This is a genomic window from Roseomonas sp. TF40, from assembly GCF_057219975.1.
The window spans coordinates 56324-79589 of sequence record NZ_JBXVVR010000009.1 but is presented as its reverse complement, the minus strand read 5'-3'; the positions used below and the strand labels follow the sequence as shown (position 1 = coordinate 79589).

The 23266-nt window shown below is 68.8% G+C and carries 20 protein-coding genes; 13 read left to right on the top strand and 7 right to left on the bottom strand.

From position 1 onward, the window contains the following. Positions 1-89 precede the first annotated feature (89 nt). The 10 genes from AC2D9U_RS21330 to AC2D9U_RS21285 are packed head-to-tail and all read left to right on the top strand — an operon-like array spanning position 90 to position 12991. On the top strand, positions 90-1466 hold the full coding sequence (locus tag AC2D9U_RS21330) for an MFS transporter (RefSeq protein WP_484752794.1): 1377 nt from the start codon (positions 90-92) through the stop codon (positions 1464-1466). A gap of 5 nt (positions 1467-1471) precedes the next feature. After that, complete coding sequence (locus AC2D9U_RS21325) at positions 1472-2848, top strand: MFS transporter (protein ID WP_484752790.1); 1377 nt, start codon at positions 1472-1474, stop codon at positions 2846-2848. A gap of 22 nt (positions 2849-2870) precedes the next feature. Beyond that, positions 2871-6599 (top strand): nitrate reductase subunit alpha, encoded by a 3729-nt coding sequence (locus tag AC2D9U_RS21320; protein ID WP_484752786.1) that lies wholly within the window; start codon positions 2871-2873, stop codon positions 6597-6599. A 5-nt stretch (positions 6600-6604) separates the two neighbouring features. Beyond that, on the top strand, positions 6605-8167 hold the full coding sequence (gene narH, locus AC2D9U_RS21315) for a nitrate reductase subunit beta (protein ID WP_484752782.1): 1563 nt from the start codon (positions 6605-6607) through the stop codon (positions 8165-8167). Next, positions 8164-8871, top strand: a complete 708-nt coding sequence (gene narJ, locus AC2D9U_RS21310) for a nitrate reductase molybdenum cofactor assembly chaperone (RefSeq protein ID WP_484752778.1) — start codon at positions 8164-8166, stop codon at positions 8869-8871. Before narH ends, narJ begins: the two co-directional genes overlap by 4 nt. A 12-nt stretch (positions 8872-8883) precedes the next feature. Continuing rightward, positions 8884-9660: a respiratory nitrate reductase subunit gamma gene (gene narI / locus AC2D9U_RS21305; protein ID WP_484752775.1), complete on the top strand. Its 777-nt coding sequence runs from the start codon at positions 8884-8886 to the stop codon at positions 9658-9660. Between the two features lie 6 nt (positions 9661-9666). Continuing rightward, positions 9667-10515: a peptidylprolyl isomerase gene (locus tag AC2D9U_RS21300; RefSeq protein ID WP_484752772.1), complete on the top strand. Its 849-nt coding sequence runs from the start codon at positions 9667-9669 to the stop codon at positions 10513-10515. 2 nt (positions 10516-10517) lie between these two features. Then, positions 10518-11039, top strand: coding sequence for a hemerythrin domain-containing protein (locus AC2D9U_RS21295; RefSeq protein WP_484752767.1), 522 nt, complete (start codon positions 10518-10520; stop codon positions 11037-11039). Further along, positions 11032-12267 carry a molybdopterin molybdotransferase MoeA gene (locus tag AC2D9U_RS21290; RefSeq protein ID WP_484752763.1) on the top strand — a complete coding sequence of 412 codons (1236 nt, stop codon included), beginning with the start codon at positions 11032-11034 and terminating at the stop codon, positions 12265-12267. Before AC2D9U_RS21295 ends, AC2D9U_RS21290 begins: the two co-directional genes overlap by 8 nt. Before the next feature lies 1 nt (position 12268). After that, positions 12269-12991 carry a carbonic anhydrase gene (locus AC2D9U_RS21285; RefSeq protein WP_484752758.1) on the top strand — a complete coding sequence of 241 codons (723 nt, stop codon included), beginning with the start codon at positions 12269-12271 and terminating at the stop codon, positions 12989-12991. A gap of 18 nt (positions 12992-13009) precedes the next feature. On the opposite strand, the gene AC2D9U_RS21280 is transcribed toward AC2D9U_RS21285, so the two are convergent. The 4 genes from AC2D9U_RS21280 to ric are packed head-to-tail and all read right to left on the bottom strand — an operon-like array spanning position 13010 to position 16081. Then, entirely contained in the window at positions 13010-13699 is a 690-nt protein-coding gene (locus tag AC2D9U_RS21280) for an NnrU family protein (RefSeq protein ID WP_484752754.1), read from the bottom strand. Beyond that, positions 13699-14250 (bottom strand): molybdopterin adenylyltransferase, encoded by a 552-nt coding sequence (gene mog / locus AC2D9U_RS21275; RefSeq protein WP_484752749.1) that lies wholly within the window; start codon positions 14248-14250, stop codon positions 13699-13701. Before mog ends, AC2D9U_RS21280 begins: the two co-directional genes overlap by 1 nt. Continuing rightward, the gene (locus tag AC2D9U_RS21270) at positions 14247-15422 is read right to left on the bottom strand and encodes an NnrS family protein (protein WP_484752746.1); all 1176 of its coding nucleotides are present in this window, start codon (positions 15420-15422) and stop codon (positions 14247-14249) included. Before AC2D9U_RS21270 ends, mog begins: the two co-directional genes overlap by 4 nt. A gap of 2 nt (positions 15423-15424) precedes the next feature. Beyond that, a complete protein-coding gene (gene ric / locus AC2D9U_RS21265; RefSeq protein ID WP_484752742.1) occupies positions 15425-16081 on the bottom strand; it encodes an iron-sulfur cluster repair di-iron protein in 657 nt (218 codons plus the stop codon). 176 nt (positions 16082-16257) lie between these two features. On the opposite strand from ric, the gene AC2D9U_RS21260 reads away from it, so the two are divergent. The 3 genes from AC2D9U_RS21260 to AC2D9U_RS21250 all read left to right on the top strand — a co-directional run bounded on the left by AC2D9U_RS21260 (position 16258) and on the right by AC2D9U_RS21250 (position 19059). Beyond that, positions 16258-16761 carry an RrF2 family transcriptional regulator gene (locus AC2D9U_RS21260; protein ID WP_484752739.1) on the top strand — a complete coding sequence of 168 codons (504 nt, stop codon included), beginning with the start codon at positions 16258-16260 and terminating at the stop codon, positions 16759-16761. 44 nt (positions 16762-16805) lie between these two features. Beyond that, positions 16806-17642, top strand: a complete 837-nt coding sequence (locus AC2D9U_RS21255; RefSeq protein WP_484752735.1) for a sterol desaturase family protein — start codon at positions 16806-16808, stop codon at positions 17640-17642. 371 nt (positions 17643-18013) lie between these two features. Next, positions 18014-19059 (top strand): IS630 family transposase gene (locus AC2D9U_RS21250; RefSeq protein ID WP_484752729.1). Its coding sequence is split into 2 segments (ribosomal slippage): positions 18014-18496 and positions 18499-19059, totalling 1044 coding nucleotides; the frame shifts between segments, so codons are not numbered across the junction. Positions 19060-19465: 406 nt separating this feature from the next. Here the strand turns inward: AC2D9U_RS21250 and AC2D9U_RS21245 are convergent. The 3 genes from AC2D9U_RS21245 to AC2D9U_RS21235 form a co-directional block, all read right to left on the bottom strand. Then, on the bottom strand, positions 19466-20848 hold the full coding sequence (locus tag AC2D9U_RS21245) for a tyrosine-type recombinase/integrase (protein ID WP_484752726.1): 1383 nt from the start codon (positions 20846-20848) through the stop codon (positions 19466-19468). 219 nt (positions 20849-21067) lie between these two features. After that, positions 21068-22678: a CocE/NonD family hydrolase gene (locus AC2D9U_RS21240; RefSeq protein WP_484752723.1), complete on the bottom strand. Its 1611-nt coding sequence runs from the start codon at positions 22676-22678 to the stop codon at positions 21068-21070. A gap of 58 nt (positions 22679-22736) precedes the next feature. Beyond that, positions 22737-23078 carry a carboxymuconolactone decarboxylase family protein gene (locus tag AC2D9U_RS21235; protein WP_484753112.1) on the bottom strand — a complete coding sequence of 114 codons (342 nt, stop codon included), beginning with the start codon at positions 23076-23078 and terminating at the stop codon, positions 22737-22739. Between the last annotated feature and the right edge of the window lie 188 nt (positions 23079-23266).

Here is a 23266-nt window from a genome sequence, read left to right as displayed (position 1 = left end):
CTCGCTCGGGCCGGATATCTTGATCGAAATCAAGCCCGCCTCGCTGCTGCGCTGCATCAATGCCCCCACGCAAGAATGCGGAGGAAGGCATGAGCAACACCACCGTATCACCGGACCCGGGCGCGCAATCACGCGCGCTGTGGCTGTCCACCATCGCCTTCACAGTCTGTTTCGCTGCCTGGACGATCTTCTCCATCATCGGCGTGCAGATAAAGAAGGACCTCGGCCTCACGGACAGCCAGTTCGGCCTGCTGGTCGGCACGCCGATCCTGACCGGCAGCCTGGTGCGGCTGTTCCTGGGCGTCTGGACGGACCAATATGGCGGGCGGGTCGTCTACGTCATCGTCATGCTGCTGGCCGCGCTGGCGACCTTCCTGCTCTCCTTCGCCTATGACTACACGACCTTCCTGCTTGCCGCGCTCGGCGTGGGCATGGCGGGCGGGTCCTTCGCCGTAGGCATCGCCTATGTTTCAAAGTGGTATCCGAAGGAGAAGCAGGGCACCGCGCTCGGTATCTTCGGCGCCGGCAATGTCGGCGCGGCGGTCACGAAGTTCCTGGCGCCCATGGTGATGGTGGCGCTGGGCTGGCAGGCGGTGGCGCAGATTTGGGCCGCGGCGCTGGTGGTGATGGCGGTGCTGTTCTTCGTCCTCACCAAGGATGACCCGGACCTCGCCGCACGGCGCCGGCACGGCGTGAAGCCAGAGCCCTTCTCGGCGATGATGGCGCCGCTGGCCAACCAGCAGGTGTGGCGCTTCAGCCTCTACTACTTCTTCGTTTTCGGCGGCTTTGTCGCCCTCGCGCTGTGGCTGCCGCGCTACTATGTGGGCGTCTATGGGCTCGATATCGTAACGGCCGGCCTGCTGGGCGCGGCCTATTCGATCCCGGGCTCGCTGTTCCGGGTGCTGGGCGGCACGCTCTCGGACAAGCATGGCGCGCGGCGGGTAATGTACTGGACCTTCTGGGGTTCAGTGATCTGCACCTTCCTGCTGAGCTATCCGGCCACGCGTTACGTGGTCTCGGGCATCAAGGGCCCGATCGAGTTCACGCTCGCCATCGGCTTCGTGCCCTTCATGGTTCTGACCATGGCGCTGGGCTTCTTCATGAGCCTGGGTAAGGCGGCGGTCTACAAGCACATCCCCGTCTACTACCCGGGCCGTGTCGGCTCGGTCGGCGGTGTTGTGGGCCTGATCGGTGGCCTTGGCGGCTTCATCCTGCCCATTGCCTTCGGCGTGCTGAACGACGTCGTGGGCGTGTGGACCAGCTGCTTCATGCTGCTGTTCCTGATCGCGGTCACCGGCCTGGTGTGGATGCACACAGCCATCCGCCACATGGAACACGAGGCCCATCCCGAACTGCGCGGTCCCAAGGACCTGCCTGAAGCCGATGCGCTTCGCGCCGCCGCGAAGCCCGCCCAGGCCAGCGCCGCGGCGCCCCGTGCCGCGCATCTCAACCCGGCGGCGGAGTGAACGCGATGAGCAGCACCACTAAACCCGATACCGGGGCGGGCATGCCAGCCCCCAGGCGTAGTGGGGGCGCCTGGCTCTCCCGCTGGACGCCGGAAGACCCTGCCTTCTGGGAAGCCGAGGGCAAGGCCCGCGCCTGGAAGACGCTGACCATCACCACTGCCAGCCTCACCATGGCCTTCATCACCTGGTTCGTGGTGAGCGCGCTGGTGGTGCGCCTGCCGCAGATCGGCTTCCAGCTCTCCACCTCGCAGCTCTTCTGGCTGGCGGCGATGCCGGGTCTGGCGGGCGGCACGTTGCGCCTGGGACACATGTTCCTCACGCCGATGTTCGGCACGCGCAACGTGGTGGCGATTTCCACCGCTTCGCTGCTGCTGCCGCTCATCGGCTGGTACTTCGCGGTGCAGGACGTGACGACCCCCTACTGGGTGCTAATGCTGCTGGCCTTCCTGGCCGGTCTGGGCGGGGGCAACTTCTCCTCCTTCATGCCCTCGACCTCGCTGTTCTTCCCAAAGCGGCTCCAGGGCACGGCGCTGGCGATCCAGGCGGGCGTGGGCAATTTCGGCGTCAGCGTGGTGCAGTTCGTCACCCCCTGGATCATCGGCTTCGTGATGCTGGGCAGCCTGGGCGATCCGCAGACCATGACGCGCGGCGGCGTGCAGTCCAGCGTATGGCTGCAGAACGCGACGGCGATCTACGTCCCGCTGGTGGCCGCCTTCGCGCTGTGGTCCTGGGTGGCGCTGAAGAGCGTGCCAATCGTCGCCAATTTCCGCCAGCAATTCGACATCTTCAGCAATGGCCACACATGGGCCATGACCAGTCTCTACATGATGACCTTCGGCGCCTTCTCCGGCCTGTCGGGCACCTTTCCATTGCTGATCAAGAACGTCTATGGCGCCCTGCCCGGCGCGCCCGACCCGTTGAGCTACGCCTTCTACGGTCCGCTCATCGGCTCCCTCGCCCGGGTCATCGCGGGGCCGTTCTGTGACCGTATCGGGGGCGCGAAGATCACCCATTGGGCCGGCATCGGGATGGTGGCCTGCGCGATCGGCGTGACCTTCACGACGCATCCCACCGACATGTCGAGCTTCCCCGTATTCGTTGTCGCCATGCTCGGCCTGTTCTTCTTCGCCGGCGTCGGCAATGCCTCGACCTTCAAGCAGATGCCGATGATCTTCCCACCACGCCAGGCAGGCGGGGTGATCGGCTTCACCGGCGCCATCGCGGCCTATGGCCCCTTCGCCTTCGGCCTGCTGTTCGCCGCGGCCTTCGGCGCCACCGGAAGCCCTGACGTGGTCTTCCAGGGCCTCGCCGTCTTCTTCGCCTTCAATGTTGCGCTGAACTGGTGGCTCTACGCCCGCCGCGGCGCTGCCAACCCCTGCTGAGACAAGGAAGGTCACCACACCCATGAGTCACTTCCTAGACCGCCTCACCTACTTCAAGAAATATGCAGGCACCTTCAGCAACGGCCATGGCGAGACCACGACCGAGAGCCGCGCCTGGGAGGACGCCTATCGCTCGCGTTGGGCACACGACAAGATCGTGCGCTCCACCCACGGCGCCAATTGCACCGGCTCTTGCTCCTGGAAGATCTACGTCAAGGGCGGGATCGTGACCTGGGAGACGCAGCAGACCGATTATCCGCGCACGCGCCCCGGCCTGCCGAACCATGAACCCCGTGGCTGTTCCCGCGGGGCCAGCTATTCCTGGTATCTCTACAGCGCGAACCGGGTGAAATACCCGATGATCAGGAAGCGTCTGCTCAAGCTCTGGCGCGAGGCCAGGGCGGTACACGCCGACCCGGTGCTGGCATGGAAGTCTATCCAGGATGATCCGGCCAAGCGGCGCGAATACCAGCAGTTGCGCGGCCAGGGTGGCTTCGTGCGCGCGAATTGGGACGAGGCGGAGGAGATCGTGGCCGCCGCCAATGTCCACACGGCGAAGCAGCACGGGCCGGACCGCATTATTGGCTTCTCGCCCATCCCAGCGATGAGCATGGTGAGCTACGCCGCGGGCAGCCGCTATCTCTCGCTGATCGGCGGCGTGTGCATGTCCTTCTACGATTGGTATTGCGACCTGCCTCCTTCCAGCCCGCAGACCTGGGGCGAGCAGACGGACGTTCCGGAATCGGCCGATTGGTACAATGCCGGTTTCATCATGATGTGGGGCTCGAACGTGCCGCAGACGCGCACGCCCGACGCGCATTTCATGGCCGAGGCGCGCTATCGCGGCACCAAGGTGGTGACCGTCACGCCCGACTTTTCCGAAGCGTCGAAATTCGCCGATCTCTGGCTGCACCCCAAGCAGGGCACCGATGCGGCGCTGGCACTCGCCATGGGCCATGTCATCCTGACCGAGTGGCATGCGAAGGGTCAGGGTGACTACTTCCTCGATTACTGCCGGAAGTATTCCGACATGCCGATGTTGGTGATGCTGAACGAGAAGGATGGGCGCCTGGTCGCGGGCCGGCAACTGCGAGCCTCCGACCTCGTCTCGGATGCCGGCCAGACGAACAATCCCGATTGGAAGACGATCGCGGTGGATGACACGACCGGTGCGCTCTACGTGCCGACCGGTTCCGTCGGCTTCCGCTGGGGCGAACAGGGTAAGTGGAACCTGGAAGGGCGCGACGCTACCACAGGCGCCGAGATCACGCCGCGCCTCAGCCTCGCCGGCGGCGCAGAAGCAGAGGTGACCTTCCCCTATTTCGGCGATGGCGCGCCGGAATTCTTCAACCCCACCAAGCTGGGCAACACCGTGACGCGTCGCGTGCCGGTGATGGCCCTGACGTTGAAGGATGGCAGCACGGCGCAGGTCGCGACGGTCTATGACCTGTTCCTGGCCAATTACGGCGTCACCGGAAATGCGCACTACCACACGCTCGCGCCCTACACGCCCGCCTGGGCCGAGGCCGTCTGCGGCGTGCCGCGTGGGCAGATCATCACCGTGGCGCGCGAATTCGCCGACAATGCCGAGAAGACTCGCGGCAAGTCGATGGTCATTCTCGGTGCCGCGCTGAACCATTGGTATCACTCCGACATGAACTACCGCGGCATCATCAACCTGCTGGTGATGTGCGGCTGCATCGGTCAGTCGGGCGGCGGCTGGGCGCATTATGTCGGGCAGGAGAAGCTGCGCCCGCAATCGGGCTGGGCGCCGCTCGCCTTCGCCACCGATTGGGGCCGCCCGCCGCGCCAGCAGAACTCCACCAGCTTCTGGTACGCGCACACCGACCAGTGGCGCTATGAGACGGTGCAGGTCGCTGACCTGCTCTCCCCCACCGCACCGAAGCCGATGACCGGCGCGCTGATCGACTTCAATATCCGCGCCGAGCGCATGGGCTGGCTGCCTTCGGCCCCGCAACTCGTGCGCAATCCGCTTGGCATCGCGGCCGAGGCCGCGCAGGCAGGGCTGCCGGTGCCGCAATATGTTGCCCAGTCGCTCAAGGACGGCACGCTCGAGATGAGCTGCGAGGACCCGGACCATCCGGCGAACTGGCCGCGCAACCTCTTCGTCTGGCGCTCCAACCTGCTCGGCTCCTCGGGCAAGGGGCATGAGTATTTCCTCAAGCACCTGCTCGGCACGCAGCATGGCGTGCAGGGCAAGGATCTGGGCGAGCAGGGCGTGACCAAGCCCGAGGAGGCCGCGTGGCATGATGAGGCGCCGAAGGGCAAGCTCGACCTGCTGGTGACGCTCGATTTCCGCATGAGCACCACCTGCATGTACTCCGACATCGTGCTGCCGACGGCCACCTGGTACGAGAAGCACGACCTCAACACCTCGGACATGCACCCCTTCATCCACCCGCTCTCGGCGGCGGTGGATCCGGCCTGGGAGAGCCGCACCGACTGGGCGATCTTCAAGGGTATCGCCAAGCGCTTTTCCACCATGTGCGTCGGGCATCTCGGCAAGGAGAAGGACACCGTCCTGACGCCGCTGATGCATGACAGCCCCGGCGAACTCGGCCAGTCGCATCTGGTGCGCGACTGGAAGAAAGACGAGGTCGCGCCCATCCCCGGCAAGACCATGCCGGCCGTCACCGTCGTGGAGCGCGACTACCCCAACACCCATGCGCGCTTCGCCGCCCTCGGTCCGCTGATGGACAAGCTCGGCAACAACGGCAAGGGCATGTCGTGGAAGACCGGGCATGAGGTCGCCTTCCTGCGCAACCTCAACGGCGCGGTCGAGGTGGAGGGCGTGGAAGGCAAGCTCGCGAAGATCGAGACCGACATCGACGCCTGCGAGGTGCTGATGCACCTCGCGCCCGAGACCAACGGCCATGTCGCGGTGAAGGCGTGGGAATCGCTCGGCACCTTCACCGGGCGCGACCACACGCACCTTGCTCGCCCGAAGGAGCATGAGGCCATCCGCTTCCGCGACGTGCAGGCGCAGCCGCGCAAGATCATCTCCTCGCCGATCTGGTCGGGGCTGGAGAGCGAAGAAGTCTGCTATAATGCCGGCTACACAAACGTGCATGAGCTGATCCCCTGGCGCACGCTGACGGGCCGGCAGCAGCTCTACCAGGACCATCCCTGGATGCTCGCCTTCGGCGAGGCGCTCTGCCTGTATCGACCGCCGGTCGATCTCCGCGCGCACCAGTCCATGCATAACGCGCGGCCGAACGGCCACCCGGAGGTGGCGCTGAACTTCATCACGCCGCACCAGAAATGGGGCATCCACAGCGTCTACACGGACAATCTGCTGATGCTCACGCTCTCGCGCGGCGGCCCGATCGTGTGGATCAGCGAGACCGACGCCGCGACCTTGGGCATCGAGGACAACGACTGGGTGGAGGCGTTCAACGCCAACGGCGCCCTGTGTGCGCGCGCCGTCGTCTCCCAGCGCGTGCCCAAGGGCATGATCATGATGTACCACGCGCAGGAGAAGATCGTGAACGTGCCGGGCAGCGAGATCACGCATGCCCGCGGCGGCATCCACAACTCCGTTACGCGCGCGACGGTGAAGCCCACGCACATGATTGGCGGCTACGCGCAGCTCGCCTACGGCTTCAACTACTACGGCACGATCGGCACCAATCGCGACGAGTTCGTGCTGGTGCGCAAGATGGCGAATGTCGACTGGCTCGACGGACCGCGGGTGACACCCCAGGCAGCAGACCTCAAGGCGGCGGAGTAAGGCCCATGAAAATCCGCGCACAAATCGCGATGGTGCTCAACCTCGACAAATGCATCGGCTGTCACACCTGCTCGGTCACCTGCAAGCAGGTCTGGACCAGCCGGGAAGGCGTGGAATACGCTTGGTTCAACAATGTCGAGACTAAGCCTGGCATCGGCTATCCGAAGGACTGGGAGAACCAGGACAAGTGGAAGGGCGGCTGGACGCGCAAGCGCAACGGCAGCCTGCAGCCGAAGATGGGGGCGAAGTGGCGCATCCTCGCCTCGATCTTCGCCAACCCCCACCTGCCGGAAATCGACGACTACTACGAGCCCTTCACCTTCGACTACACGCATCTCCAGACCGCGCCGGAGAGCGAAACGATGCCCGTTGCCCGCCCGGTCAGCCTGCTGACCGGCGAGCGGATGGAGATCAAGTGGGGCCCGAACTGGGAGGAGATCCTGGGCACGGAGTTCCGCAAGCGCTCGAAGGATCGCAACTTCGAGGGCATCCAGAAGCAGATCTACGGCCAGTTCGAACAGACCTTCATGTTCTACCTGCCGCGGCTATGCGAGCACTGCCTCAACCCCGCCTGCGTCGCTTCCTGTCCCTCGGGCTCGATCTACAAGCGTGAGGAGGACGGCATCGTCCTCATCGACCAGGAGAAGTGCCGCGGATGGCGCATGTGCGTCTCCGCCTGCCCCTACAAGAAGATCTACTACAACTGGCAGTCCGGTAAGGCCGAGAAGTGCATCTTCTGCTACCCGCGCATCGAGGCGGGTGAGCCGACAGTGTGCTCCGAGACCTGCGTTGGGCGCATCCGCTACCTCGGCGTGATGCTCTATGACGCCGATCGCATCCAGCAGGCGGCCAGCGTGGAGAATGAGCAGCACCTCTACCAGGAGCAGCTCGACATCTTCCTCGACCCCGAGGATCCCGCGGTGATCGCGCAGGCGCGCGCCGATGGCGTGCCGGAGGCGTGGCTCCAGGCGGCGCGCAACAGCCCCGTGTACAAGATGGCGATCGACTGGAAGATCGCCTTCCCGCTGCATCCCGAATACCGCACCCTGCCGATGGTCTGGTACGTGCCGCCGCTCTCGCCCGTGCAATCGGCGGCCGAGGCCGGTCATATCGGCTGGAAGGATGGCCTGCCGGATGTGGAGAGTCTGCGCATCCCGGTGAAGTACCTCGCCAACTTGCTCACTGCGGGCGCCGAGGCGCCGGTGGTCAGCGCGTTGCAGCGAATGATGGCGATGCGCATGCACATGCGCGCGCGCACCGTCGAGAACCGCGAGGATACCGCCATCCTCGCCCGCGTCGGCATGACCGCCGACCAAGTCGAGCAGATGTACCAGACCCTCGCCATCGCGAATTACGAGGACCGCTACGTGATCCCCACCACGCATCGCGAATACGCCGAGAACGCCTTCGACCTGAAATCCTCCTGCGGCTTCAGCTTCGGCCAAGGCTGCTATGATGGACGCACGGTGGGCAACCTGTTCAGCGCCTCAGGCCCCTCGGCCGGGCGCATGGCCCCGCCGCGCATCCGCGAGGCCGAGGAAGCCGCCAGGCAGGAAGCGGGGCAATGAACCGCCGCCTCGCCATCCTCTCCGTCCTGCTGCGCTACCCGGATGCGGCGCTGAGGGCGGACCTGCCGCAGATCGGCGCGGCCATCGCCGGCGCGGGCTTCCGTGCCGATCTCTCGGCCAAGCTCGCGCGTCTCGTGCGCCGGCTCGGCCTCGGGGACGCGCTGGACCGGGAGGAGGAGTATGTCCGCCTCTTCGATCGCGGGCGCGGCACCAGCCTGCACCTGTTCGAGCATGTGCATGGAGATACGCGCAACCGCGGGCCCGCGATGATCGAGCTCGCGCAGGTCTATGAGCAATCGGGCTTCGCACTCGATGCGCGTGAACTGCCCGACTACCTGCCGTTGTTCCTCGAATTCTGCGCCCATGCGGCGCCGGAGGTCACGGCGAACCTGCTCGGCCAATGTGCGCCGATCCTCGACCAGCTGCACGCGAAGCTGCTGGGCCGCGGTACATCCACGGCGCGCGCCTATGCGGCGATCCTCGCCGCCACGCTGGCTGAGGCCGGCATTCGGCCCGAGGCGCAGCCCACCGCCGAGCAGGAGCTGAGCGACGCCGAGGAGCACGCCGCGCTCGACGCCGCCTATGAGGCCGAGCCCGTGGTCTTCGGACCGGAATCGGACCCCGACAAGCAGGGCGCGCGCGCCAAGCTCGGCGCCATGATCGACCGGCTGCGCACGCTGCGCAGCAACCACGCCATCCGCTGAAGGAGACAGGCGATGTACGCACTCTGGAACGGCTTCACCGACTATCTGCACGGCTTCCTGTTCGGCATCTACCCCTATATCTGCCTGGGCGTCTTCCTGGTCGGGTCACTGATCCGCTTCGACCGCGACCAGTACACCTGGCGCTCGGGCTCCTCGCAGCTGCTGCGCCGGCGCCAGCTGGTGCTCGGCTCCAACCTGTTCCACTTCGGCATCATCTTCCTGTTCTTCGGCCACTTCGTCGGCCTGCTCACGCCGCACTGGGCCTATGAATGGCTGATCGAGCCCCATCAGAAGCAGTTGGTCGCGGTGATCGCGGGCGGCATTGCTGGGACGATCTGCTTCGTCGGCCTGTGCCTGCTGCTGCATCGGCGCCTGTTCGATGAGCGTATCCGCCGCACTTCGACCTATGCGGACACCTTCATCCTGGTCCTGCTTTGGGTTCAGCTCAGCCTTGGCCTGATCACGTTGCCCTTCTCGCTCGGCCATCGCGATGGCTCGGTGATGCTGGCGCTCTCCGCCTGGAGCCAAGCGATCGTCACCTTCCAATGGGGGGCTGCGGACCTCATCCGTGGGCTCGACTTCCCCTATCACGCGCATCTGGTGCTCGGCATGACGCTCTTCCTGGTCACGCCCTTCACCCGACTGGTGCACATCTTCTCCGCGCCGGTCTGGTACATCTTCCGTGCGTGGCAGATCGTGCGGGTGCGCGGCGGGGCCACCGCTCGCCCAGGCCCGGTGGCGAGGCCCGGCCTTGCCGGCGCTCCCGCCCCGCGCGTGCCGGCGGAGTAAGGCGCCATGGCCGTCGTCTTCAACCCGCCCCCGCCGGCGCAAGCCCAACCCACCCTTGTCGCCGCGCCGCAGGCGGCGCTGCCCGAGCACGACATCATCGTGAATGGTACCACCATCACCGCCCGCGAGGTCGCGGCGGAGATGCAGCACCACCCCGCGCCGGACGAGATCTCCGCCTGGGAAGATGCCGCGCGCGCGCTGGTCGTCCGGCGCCTGCTGCTCGACGCCGCCAACCTTGCCGAGGGGGAGGAGGAGGAAGAGGCGGTCGATGCGCTGCTGGCGCGCGAGATCCACGTGCCCGAGCCTGATGACGCCGCCGGCGCGCGCTGGCTGGCCGCCCATCCTGAGCGTTTCGGCACGCAGGAAGCGTGGGAAGCAAGCCACATCCTGCTCGCCGCCGACCCGGAAGACCCGGCGGAGCGCGCGGCCGCGGCCAGCCTGGCCGAGACGCTGCTTGAGCAACTGCGCGCCGTGCCGGGCCGCCTGCCGGAACTCGCCCGGCTGCACTCGGCCTGCCCATCGCGCGAGCAGGGCGGGCATCTGGGCCGGGTCACGCGCGGCACCACTGTGCCGCCCTTCGAGGCCGCGCTGGCTGCCCTCACGCCCGGGGGCTTCTGCGACAGTCCGATCGCCAGCGGCTACGGGCTGCATCTGGTGCAACTGCATCGCCACATCCCGGCCCGGCTCCCGCCCTATGCCGAGGTCCGCGCCAAGGTGCTGCGCGACCTGCGCGCCGCCGCCTGGGAAGCGGCGCTGCGCCACTACATCGCCGTGCTGGCCGCGCAGGCGCGCATCGAGGGCTTTGCCCTGGGCGCCGATGGCGAGGCGCGCGCGGATGGTCCGTTGGTGAACTGACCATGCACGGCGAAGCCTGGATCGGCGCGCTGGATGAAGCCTTGATGCGCGATCCGCTCGCCTTCCTCAGTGCCGAGCACGCGCGACAGCGCGCGCTGCTCGGCCATCTTGAACGCATGGCGCGTACGCCTCAGGTGGGCGCGCCGGGTCCGATCGCGCGTGCCCTGGTCGCGTGGTTCGCCTGCGAATTGCCTCTCCACGTCGCAGACGAGGAGGACTCCGTCTATCCACGCATGGGGCCGGAGATCGCGCGCCGCCACGCCGAGCTCGGTCGTTGCCCGGCGACTGCACCAGAGGCCCGGGCGCGGCTGCGCGCCGCGCTTGCCGTGATCGCCACGGGGCACGCCGCCCCGCCCGGCTTCGCCGAGACCGCGCTCGCCTTCGTGGCCGCCTACCGCACCCATCTGACCATCGAGGAGGAGGAGATCATGCCGCTCGCCAGAAGGCGTCTGCGTGGCGCCGTATGCAGCGCCATCGCGCGGGAGATGGCGGCGCGCCGCCAACTGGGCGTGCGCCATGCTTGACGCAACCCTGCTGCGCGACTGCGATGACCAGCCCGGCCTGATCGCCCCGGACGCCGCCCTGGCCCGCATCCTGGCCGGGGTGGAGCCGGCGATGCCGGTCCATTCTCTTGGCCGCGAACACTGCCTCGGAAGGGTTCTCGCCGCCCCGATCCACGCGCCGGTCTTCCTGCCCGCTTGCGACGCCGCTGCGATGGATGGTTTCGCGCTGACTGCCGATGACCTCACTGGCTTGGCACCGCTGCGCCTGGTTGGGCGGATCGCTGCCGGCGACCTGCCCGGACGCGCCCTCGCGCCGGGCGAGACGGCGCGCGTGCTGACCGGCGCCCCTATTCCCGTCGGCACCGCCGCCGTGCTGATGGAAGAACATGCGCGACTGCGTGGCGCCGTTGTGGAAGTGCTGCGCCCCGCCATGGCCGGGCAGAATATCCGCCGGCGGGGCGAGGATATGCGGTCTGGCCAAGCGGTGCTGCCGGCCGGGCTGCGGCTCGGCGCGAGGCATCTGGCGCTGCTTGCAGCCCTCGGCATCGACGAGGTGCCGGTGCACAGCGCGCTGCGCGTGGGCGTACTCTCCAACGGCAATGAACTACTCAGCGGTGCGGTGCGCGACAGCAATCGCCCGATGCTGCTCGCTCTGCTGCAGGCTGCAGGCGCCAAGCCCATGGATCTGGGCCTACTGGGGGATGATCCGGCCGGGCTCGCCACCGCCCTGCGGACCGCCGCGGCGCGGGTGGAACTGATCATCTGCTCCGGGGGCGTCTCGGGCAGCGATGCCGATCATGTCGTCGAGGCCGTGTGGGCGGCGGGAGGCAGCGTGGAGACGCTGCACCTGGCCCAGAAGCCGGGCAAGCCCCTGGCGCATGGGCGGATCGGCGACACACGCTGCCTGTTGCTGCCGGGCAATCCGCTGGCTGCCTATGTCGCGATGGCCACGCTCGGCCTGCCGCTGGTCGCGCGCCTCGCGGGCGCGCAGGCCAGGCCCGCCCGGCTGCTGCCGGGCATTCTCGCGCAGGCGCTGCGCCGCCGGCCGGGACGATGCGAGTATCGCCCGGCGCGCATCATGGGCAACGACGATCTCGGCCGCGCCATCCTCGAGCCGCTCGGCCGCGGCGGCTCTGCGGCGCTGCTGCCGCTGGCCGAGGCGGATGTGCTGCTGCGGATCCCGCCCGAAGCGGACTCGCTGGCCGAGGGCGCGCCCATCTTCTTCCTCGACCTGCCGCGCGAGGGCTGAGATGGCGCGCTTCGACAGGGCAGCCGGGCAAGGCGCGCTGCAGCGCCTTGTCGAGGGCTTCGACCGGTTGCGCGGGGCGCATTTCGATGACGCGCATGCGCTCTATGATGACCTGATTGAGGGTCAGCGGCCGGAGGTTATGGTCATCGCCTGCTCGGACAGCCGCACCGATCCGGCGATCATCTGCGGTGCGATGCCGGGGGAGCTGTTTGTGGTGCGTAACGTCGCCGCGCTGGTACCGCCCCCCGGCGCAGAGGGCGTGCCGCATGGCACGGCGGCGGCCATCGAGTTCGGGGTCAAGGCGCTGGGCGTGCGCGACGTGGTGGTGCTGGGGCACTCCTTCTGCGCTGGCGTGCGCTGCATGCTCGACCACGACCACGGGGCGCAGCGTTTCGACTACGTCTCCGACTGGGTCGAGATCGTTCACGCCGTGCGCGACGAGATGCAGGGCCTGGTCACCGAGGCCGAGCGCGTGCTGATCGCCCGGCGCGCGGAACAGGCGACCGTGCTGCAAAGCCTGCGCCACCTGGCCGCCTATCCCTTCGTGGCCGAGCGCGTCGCCGCGGGACGCCTCGCCTTGCATGGCTGGTACTTCCATTTCGGTTGGGGCGTGCTGCAGGCGGCCGACGGCCCCGAAGGCCCCTTCCGCCAGCTTGATGCGGGCCAGCCCCCGCTGCCGGCGATTGGCAGCCCGGGACAGGACATGCCCGCGCCCCTGGGTTGAACGGCGGGCACGGCCCGGTCACGGCGGCAGGGGCGAGACCCCGATCACCGGCCCGTGCAGCGCCAGCAGGCCGAGCCACAGCGCCAGCCCCACGGCCAGGCGCGACCAGGGCGGTGGACCCGCCGGGCGCCAACGACCGTTGAGCCACACCGCGCCCGGCCAGTTCGAGGTGCAGGCGGCCAGAATCGCCCAATTGGCCTCGCCCATCTGACGACGCTTCCGGCGGTCGACGATCCGCATGCCCAGCAAAGCGAAGCCAGCGAAGCTGCCGAACAGCAGCGCATGCGCGAGATCGCCGTTGGCCAGCAGATGCGCCCCCGCCCAGAGCGCCAGCGCCAGCAGCAGCGGATGCCGCGTGAGACCCGCCACGCCCGGCCGCGCCGGATCGAAGCCCTGCGGCCGCCCGCCGAAGGAGAGTGGGTTCGGCGCGCCGATCGCCGCGGCGAGGAGCAGGCAGAGGAGGGGCATGACCAGGTTCACCACCCAGCCCTGCCAAGCCGCCCTGGGCCAGAGCAGGATGAAGGGCGCCTGGCCCGCTGCCCGGATCAGCCAGGCCAGCACGGCCACCGAGACCATGCTGTAGGCGAGCAGGTAGCCACGCTCGCCCAGGGCCCGGGTGAGCCTGCGCCGGATCGGCGGCCGCGCCGGCAAGGCATGCGAGAGCAGGAAGACGCCGAAGGCGCTGATGAACCCACCCCAGCTGGCCATCACGCGCCCTTGGGGCGGAAGGCGCGGCAGACCTCCGGATCGGTCTCGAGCCGCGCCCCGCCGATCAGGTCGATGCCATAGGGGATGGCGGGGAAGACGGCATCGAGACACTCGGCGATGGCCGAGGGCTTGCCCGGAAGGTTCACGATCAGGCTTCGCCCGCGCGTGCCCGCCATCTGGCGCGACAGGATGGCGGTGGGGACGGCGCGGAGCGAGACGGCGCGCATCAACTCGCCGAAGCCGGGCAGGATGCGGGTGCACACCGCCGCCGTCGCCTCGGGCGTCACGTCGCGCGGGGCGGGGCCGGTGCCGCCGGTGGTGACGATCAGCGGGCAATCCTCCCGATCCGCGAGGTCGCGCAACGCGGCCTCGATGTCAGGCTGCTCATCGGGCACCAGCCGACGCACCGGGCGCCAGGGTGTGGCCAGGATGCGCGCCAGCGCCGCCTCGATCGCCGGGCCGCCGAGATCGGCATAGAGGCCGCGGCTCGCGCGGTCGGAGATGGTGACCACGCCGATCGGCACCGGCGCTGGGTCGGGGCTGGCGCTCATCCGGGCTTACCGTCGGGGCGGGGGGTCAGCAGCATGGGTGCATAGATCCACAGGAACAGCCCAAAGGCCGAGAGCCAGAACAGCCCCGCCAGGGCCAAGGGCGCGAGCCGGTGGTCGGTCAGCATCGGGCCGAAGGCGCGGGACAGGGCGGCCAGCACCACCAGCGCATAGGCCGCGACGGTGCCCGCCGAGGCGACAAGGTCGCGCCCCGTATGCCCGAGCGAGGCGCGTGTCATCACCGCCAGGATCATCAGCGCCAGCGCCCCGGCCCCTTGCAGGTGCAGCCACTGCATCGCCCAGCCGGCCCCGGCCAGAAGCGAGGCGGCCTTGGTCAGCAGCGCGAGCGCGACCAAGCCATAGGCGAGGTGCAGCACCCACAGGATCGGCTGGTCGAGCGTGCGCCCGCCATGCCAGCGCGACAGGCGCAGCGCCACCAACACCGCCGCCCCCGCGGCGATGCCGCCCGCCCAGAGGCTGCCTGGGGCGAGCAGATCGCCTACCACAACGCCGGCCAGGGCCAGGATCGCGGCGCGGTCCAGCCCCGGCAGGGGCTGCGGCACCGCAGGGCGCCCGGCCTTGCGCAGCGCGTTGAGTGTGAAGGCCGGGATGATCCGCCCGCCGATCAGGCCAACCAGGAGCAGCGCGACATTGGCCGCCAGCAACTGCCCTGTGGCCCAGCCTTCCGCCCACCAGCCGGCGATCTCGCCCAGCATCAGCAGGTCGCCGGTCCAGAAGCCGAGCACCAGCAGGGGCGGGCCGAACAGGCGCGCGGCACGGGCGGCAACCAAGGCGGGCAACAACAGCAGCAGCGTTGCCGGCAGCGGGGCGAGCGCCAGCGGCGCGGCCCAGCCGGTCGGCACGGGCGAGCCCGGCAGCAGCGCCAACCGCGCCGCCACGAACAGGCCGACCAGCCCGACCAGGGGCCAGCCGGCATAGCCGGGCCGGCCAGTCCAGTTCGGCACCGCGGTCAGCAGGAAGCCGGTCAGCGCCGCGCCGACGAAGCCAGCCAGCATCTCATGCGCGTGCCACAGCGGCAGCGGCAGCGGCCCCTCCGGCAGCTCGAGCCCGGCCAGCACCGCCAACCACAACCCCACGCCCAGCGGCGCCCATAGCCCCGCCAGCAGGAAGAAGGGCCGGAAGCCGTGGCCGAACAGCGCGGGCAGGCCGGACATCCTCAGCCACCATGGCGCGGGAAGAGAACCTCGTTCTCCAGATGGATATGCGCCGCCAGATCCTCAGCGAATTTGCGCGTCCCGGCATAGAGCGCGCGCCAACTGTTGCACGCGCCCTCGGGCGGGGTGTGGTCCTGCGTCAGGGCGGCGATCTGGCGCAGCCGCGCCGCATGATCCTCATGGTCGTCGCGCATGATCTCGATCGGCATGGCGAGGTTCGGATGGCCCGCGAGGATCATCGGGAACAGCGCCTGTTCTTCCTTCTGCATGTGCGCCTCCATCTCATATTCGGCGCGGGCGAGCAGCTCCGCGAGGCCGGCCGGGGCCAGGGGATGGTCGCGGTGCACCGCCTCCACCCGCCGCGCGAGACGGATGAGTTCGGGCACTTCACGGCGATGCACGGCGTGATAGCGCTCGAGGATGTGGGCGATGATCGCCGCACTGTCCTGGCGTGTGATCTCTGTCTCCGGCGTGGCAAGGCCCGCGAGCTCGGAGCTGATCTCGGCTAGGCTTGCAGGCGGCACGGCCTCGGCCAGGGTCGCGCCACCACCGCAGCAGAAATCGAGCTTGTGGCGGCGGAAGACCGCGGTGGCGCCAGGCAGGCTGGTGGCGATCTCACCCAGGCTGCGGGTGGCGAAGGTTTCGAGACTGGCGGTCATGCGCGCGGTCCTTGCGCCAAGTGGCGCCTTCTGGGCGACAGCCTGGGTGGGATCAATCCCGAGCCCTGCTGCCGGCGGTGGCGGAAGCGCCAAGCGTAAATTGGCATTCCGAATACCAATTACCTTCACCGCGAATTCTGGTATCGTCAATACCAATTTTGGGGAGTTCGATCCGGATGCGCCTGCTGGCCTCGACCGATTTCGCCCTGCGCGTCCTGATGCGCCTCGGCGCCGAGCCGTCGCGGATGCGCAGCACCGAGACCCTGTCCGCCGAGATCGCCGTGCCGCGCAACCATGTCCACAAGATCGTGCAGCAACTCGCCGAGGCCGGACTGGTACGCACCTTGCGCGGCGCGCGCGGCGGCGTGCAGCTTGCGCGCCCGGCTGAGGAGATCCGGCTGGGCGCGGTTGTGCGACGCCTCGAACACGGCCAGGCGCTGGTCGAGTGTTTCCGTGCCGATGGCGGCGCCTGCTGCCTCGCGCCGGAGTGCCGGCTCCGCGGGGTGCTTTGGCAGGCGCGGGAGGCGTTCCTGGCGTGGCTCGACCGGACGACGCTGGCCGAGTGCATCGGCGCTCAGGGCGCCCCTCAGCCTCGTGGTGATGCAGCGCACGACGCTCCGGAACGGTCTTTGGCGGTATCCGGATCTACACCCCACTCTCGGTTGCCGGTGCATGAATGATTGCCGGACAGCATGGTCGCGTCCTTCAACCCGGAACCGCCGTCATGAACACTCTCCTGGCCCATGAGCCGCTGATTCGTCTGGCAATCTTCGCCGGCATCCTGGCCCTGATGGCAGGGCTGGAGGCGTGGCTGCCGCGCCGGCGGCGCAGCGCCGGGCGCTGGCTGCGCTGGCCGAGCAACCTTGGCGTGGTGGTGGTGGACAGCCTGGTGGTACGCCTCGTCTTCCCCACCGCGGCGGTCGGCCTCGCCCTCGCCCTGGAGGGGCGCGGAATCGGGCTGCTGCCCTGGCTCGGGGTGCCGCAGCCGCTGGCGATCCTGCTCGCGGTCGTGCTGCTCGATCTCGCCATCTACCTGCAACATGTGATGTTCCACGCGGTGCCCGTGCTGTGGCGGCTGCACCGGATGCACCACGCCGACCTCGACTTCGATGTCACCACTGGCCTTCGCTTCCACCCGGTCGAGATCCTGCTCTCGATGGTCATCAAGCTGATGGTGGTGGTCGCCCTCGGCGCGCCGGCGGTCGCGGTGTTGGTGTTTGAGGTGCTGCTGAACGCCACCGCGATGTTCAACCACGCCAATCTGCGCGTGCCGGCACGGCTCGACAGCCTGCTACGGCTGGTGCTGGTGACGCCCGACATGCACCGCGTGCATCACTCGGTGGTGCCGCGCGAAACCAACAGCAATTTCGGCTTCAACTTGGCGGTCTGGGACCGGATCTTCGGCACCTATCGCGCCCAGCCCGCCGCCGGGCACGAAGCCATGACCATCGGCATCGAGCAGTTCCGCGACCCGCGCGAGCTCCGGCTCGACCGCATGCTGACCCAGCCGCTGCGGGAGGATGACCGCGCCTATCCGCTCGGTCGGCGGGACCGCGCCTGATGTCGGCGCCGCTTTTGGCTTCGTGGTGCTTGCCGTGGCCGTCGCGACTCTTTTTTTAGTGTGCGTGAAGGCCCGCAGGTCGCAGATTCTGTAATCGTCGGCATCCATCACCACGTAGTCGAGGCGGCTGCTGTCGCCTTGGAACTCAGCATCTTCGTTGAAGACCATAACGGTTGCTCCGCACTCTGGGATACGGAGTCCTGTTTGCCGGGTGGTTGCATTGAAGTATTGCAGTGCCTCGGCCGAGCATCAGGTGACATCAGGAACTGGACCCCCTTCTGATACCCGGCGCAAAAAGTGCTGACTCTTTGGGGTTGAGCCGACGCGGTCGGACGTGATTCATCGGCGGGCATGGCTTCGTGGAGCGGACCATGCGGGCGCTGATGATCCGGGAGGATGTGCCGCCGAGAGAGCTTCGGCGGCTTGCGAAGATCGAGGACGACCCGAGAGTTGCGCGTCGCCTGCTGGCGATCGCCGCGGCGCTGGACGGCATGAGCCGGGAGGCTGCGGCGCGCATTGCCGGTATGGACCGGCAGACGCTGCGGGACTGGGTGATCCGCTACAACCGTGGCGGTCCGGCCGGGCTGTCGGACCACTGGGGTGACGGCCGCCCCTGCCGGCTGACGGAGGGCCAGCAGGCGACGCTGAAGGCGATCGTGCTGCAGGGGCCTGACCCGGAGGTGGATGGGGTTTCGACCTGGCGGCTGGTCGACCTCTGCCGGATCGTGCGGGAGCGCTTCGGCGTGACCTACGGCGAAACCGGCATGGGCCGGCTGATGCACGACCTTGACCTGTCCTGGCAGATACCGCGCCCGCGGCATGCCGAGACGGACCGAGCCGCCCAGGAGGCATTCAAAAAAAGGGCTTTGCCGCCGCGCTCGCGCAGATCGCGGCCGAGCACCCCGAAGCCGAGCGCATCGAGGTCTGGTTCCAGGACGAGGCCAGGGTAGGACAGAAGGGCCGCATGGTCCGCCGCTGGTTCCAGCGCGGCATGCGGCCGAGGATGGTCAAGGACCAGCGCTATCGGTCGGCCTACATCTTCGGCGCTGTCTGTCCCGCGCGCGACACCGGCGCCGCGCTGGTGCTGACCCACGTCTCGGTCGCGGCGATGAACCTGCTGCTCGAGGAGGTCGCCTCGCAGCTGTCGTCCGGCACCCACGCGGCGATGCTGATCGACAACGCCGGCTGGCACACCGCGAACGACCTGCGGGTCCCACCGAGCATCACCCTCGTCCACCTGCCGCCCTACTCGCCCGAGCTGAACGCCATCGAGAAGGTCTGGCAGTATCTGCGCGACCGCTACCTGTCAGCGCGGCTGTTCAGCGGCACGCGGGCCATCGTCGATGCCTGCTGCACCGCCTGGAACAGCCTCATCGCCGAAACCGGACGCATCCGGTCCCTCGCAGACTTCGAGTAGGCACGACAGGTCAATCCATAGTGCGCTTGGTATGAGCGAGGGAGGTCCTGATGGACGTGTCGATGGTGGACCCTGGCTGCCGCGTGGCTGCGACCGCAACATCATCGACGAGGACCGGGACATCCCGTGGGAGACGGTCATCGAGACCGAGCCTGACGGCCAGAACCGGGGCTGGACGCTGTATGTCGGACCTACGCCTCGCCAGCACACGGACAGCTTCGGCCACCTGCTTGCTTGCTGCGAATATTGGTTCGGCCCAGGCTGTATCCCTGCCCCGCTGAACAAGGAGAGTTTGGCGGGAGGCGCACATGGAGGGCGCTCGTGGCGCGATACGGAGCCGACCCCTGACAGGAGACGAACGCACCGGCGGCCACGAGCTAGCGGCGTGTCAGGACTACACCCGTCGTCATCCCACTTTGTCGGTACTGAGCGGGATCGGCTCTGCCGTCGCCGGCGCCGATAGGCAGTAAGCCGCCCATGCTTCCATGAGGGGAATCCGGCGGCCAAACAGGTCGGACCGTCGATAGGCCCCGCTTACCTTGTTCGCGATTTCATGGGCGAGGGCGCGCTCGGCCGCATCGCGCTCCGCAGGGCAGGTGTCGTCAACCCAGGTGGAGAAGGTCGCGCGGAAACCATGCGGCACCGCGCCTCGCCCACCCGGGTCCCGCCACGGTAGCGGCGCGCCCTCAGGCGCCGCTTCGTTCATGCGACGAATCACCGCCGAAAGGGCCATGTCCGAAAGCGGTGTGGTGAGCGTTGCGCTGGGGAAGATCAGCGCGTCGCCTCGCAGCGCAGCCCGCTTGGGAAGCTCCCGGGCGGTGGTCCGCGTGCCGGCGGTCAGCGAATAGATGCGGGCCAGCACGGCGACCGCAGCGGTCGAGAGCGGCACGCGATGCGCTAGCACGTCGGCGGCCTTCTTGCCCTTCATCCGCTCGCCGGGGATTGTCCACACCGCTGCGCCATCGAAGCTCAGTTCGGACCACCGCGCATACCGAACCTCGGCCGATCGCAGCGCGGTCAGGATGGCGAAGCGCAGCGCCAACGGCGCGAGGCCCGGCATCTTTTCCAGTGACAACATGAAGGCCGGCATCCGTTGCCATGGCAGGGACGGTTGCTTGCGACCACCGGGCAGCGCCGACAGGCCGGCATGGCGCAGGATTCGCACGTCCGCCGGGTTGTCGTTGGCGCGCATGCCGTGCGCTGCGGCGTAGCGCAGGACGGTCCCGATGCGCTGCACCAACTTGCGCGCGATCCCGGGGCGCGAGGTCCAAACGCCGTCCAGGGCGCGCAGGACGGCGGCTTGGTCTATCTCGGCCACCGGCATGTCGCCGAGGATCGGGAAGACGTGCCGCTTGAAGGTAGCGCGCCAGATGGCGGGCGTGCGGATGTTCTTCCACCCCGGCGCCTGCGTGCGGATACAAGCTTCCGTCACCGCCTTGAAGGTCCGGGCCGCCGCGATGGCCTCGGCCTCCGCCTCAGCGGCGCGCGCGGCCTTCCTGGCCTCCGCCTCCGCGTCCCGCTCGGCGATTGGATCCTTGCCCGCCTCCGCCAACTTGCGCGCGTCGGCGGCCTTCTGGCGCGCCTCGCGGAGCGACACCGCCGGGAAGCCGCCGAGCCCCATGTCGCGCCGCTTGCCGTCCACCGTGAGTCGGCAGAACCACAGCTTCGCGCCTGTGGCCTTCACCTCAAGCAGCAGCCCACCACCGTCCGACACGCGGTAGGGCTTCGCACGCTTCTTCAACGCTTCGATCGTTTTCACGTCGAGCGGCCTGGCAGCGGTTCGCGGCATGGGGCGCCTCCGGTACGGCCCCCACTACCGAGGGCAGCAGCCCCCACAATAGACCCCACATCACGCCTGCGCCAGCATGAAGCAGCTTGATGCGGAATGACGTTCTTTCCCAAGTCAGTACAAGGATTTCGGCAAGGATGCCGATCAACCTGAGCGTTCCTGATCCGGCGCGATGGTGTCCCCCGGGGGCACCAGAAGGCGCGGGAATCCTCTTGGACCCTAGGCCAGCACTGGCAGGTCGAGGACGGAGCCCGCGACGTGCAGCGCGAAGTCGATCGGCACGGCCTCCATCGCGGTGGCGCTGCTCGGATCCGTGGCGGTGCCGGGGTTCACCGGATAGGCGGGGAAGGCGGCGCCGGCGACCGACAGGCGCAGGCGCTCGCCCGGATGCAGCGTGATGCAGGTGGGATCGCAGGTGATCCCCACCGCGCCCGCCGGCGGCGTGGGCAGGTGGCGGTAGCCGCTGGTGAGCGTGATCGCCCGCCCATCCCCCCGCAGCACGGCGAGTGTGACCGCCACGTCGAAGCTCGGCGCATCGGCGGTGATGGCGAGGCGCGCCTGGGCGCAGCCCAGCAGCGTCATCGGCGCGGTGAGCGGCGCGGTGGTGAAGGTCAGGATGTCGTGGCGCTGGTCGATCTCGCTGCGGTCGCTGAGCGGCGCGGTGGCGGGCGCGGGGCGCCAGGGATCGGCGACGAAGCGCTCCACCGCGGGCGCGCCCGGCGTGGCGGCGAGCCCGCCCGTATCCGTGCGCGGCCCGGCCAGGCCCTGGCCGGTGAGGTGCAGAAGGCGCGGCGTGGTCTCGGGCCAGGACTCGGCCGCCAGCCAGGCGCGGGCGCCGAGGTCGAACAGGCGCACACCGCGCAAGGGCGGCGCGCCGCGATCCTGCAGCGCCCAGTCATTCCAGGCGAGGATGAGGCTGTCGATCGCGCCCTGCGCCTCGGGGCCGAAATCATGGCCCGCCTGGCGCGGCGCCCACATCAGATGCGTCCAGGGGCCGATCACCAGCGCCTGCGCCGCGGGGGCGCGCCCGGCGAGGGCGTGATAGGCCGCCCAGGTGCCGCGCAGATGGTAGTCGAACCAGCCGCCGACATGCAGCGCGGGCACGGCGAAGCGGGCAGGGTCGATGCGCCGGCTGGGCGAGGCGCGCTGCCAATAGGCATCCTCCGCCGGCAGGCTGCGCCAGGCCTCGTAATGGTGCAGCCCGGCATGGCGCATCAGCAGCTCGGGCCGCGCCGGCACCGGGCCGTCATGGCGCGGCGCGTTGGAATAGGCGGCGAGGGCGGCGAAGGCCTCGGCATCGCCGCGCCGCCTTGCTTCCAGCGCGCCCATCTGCGCCGCCCAGCTCGTGCAGCCGGCCAGCGCGAAGGCGCCGCCCTCGGCGTGCTTCTCGGCATGGATGTCCCACAGCGACATCACCGGCGTGATGGCGCCGAGCGCGGCCGGCGCCAGGGCCGCGGCGAGCAGCTGCGTCGCCCCCTGATAGGAGAAGCCATACATGCCGACGCGGCCATTGCTGCCCGCCAGCGCCGCCGCCCAGGCGATCGAGGCCGCGCCATCCTCGGCCTCATGGGCATAGACCTCGAAATGGCCCTCGCTGCTGCCCGTGCCGCGCACATCCTGCACCGCCACGATGTAGCCCCGCGCGGCATACCAGGCCGGGTGGGCGAGGGTGACGGTGGAGGCGATGGAGCGCCCATAGGGCTGGCGCATCAGCAGCACGGGGAAGGGGCCGGGCCCTGCCGGGCGCCAGATGGTCGCGTCCAGCCGCGTGCCGTCCGGCAGCGTCATCGATTCGGTGCGCGGCGCCGCGACGGCGAAGGGGGCTGGCATGGGGCGGTGTCCTCGATCCTGCGCCGAGGTCAGCAACCGCCGTGCCAGCCGCGCGGCGCTATTTCTGCCCCGCGCCGTCCATCGCATCCATGACGTGGAAGGAATAGGTCAGCGCGGCGCCGGCATTCAGCGCCACGGCGACCCCCAGGGCCTCGGCGATCTCGGCCTTGGTCGCGCCGGCTGCCTTCGCTTTCCGCACATGCGCGTCGATGCAGCCCTGGCAGCGCGTGGTGACGGCAACGGCCAGCGCGATGAACTCCCGCGTCTTGGCGTCGATGTGCTGGGTGGTGGAGGCGCCGCGGCTGAGCGCGCCGAAGCCCTTCATCAGCTCGGGGTGGAGCTGGCCGAATTCCTTGCCGCGCTCGCGCAGCGCGCCGCTGTACTCGTCCCAGTCGGTGATGCGGGTGTCGGTGGTCATGGCGGGCGGTCCCCTAGAGCAAGAAATGCGTTCAGATGGACTCATCTGAACGCACTTCTTGCTCTGGTTTCAATGGTTCCTGGAGCACGAGCTGCGTTCATCTGAACGCAGCGTGCTCCAGAAGCGCGAAAGGCGCCGCCCGGGCCGGGCGACGCCTGCGCATCATGGAC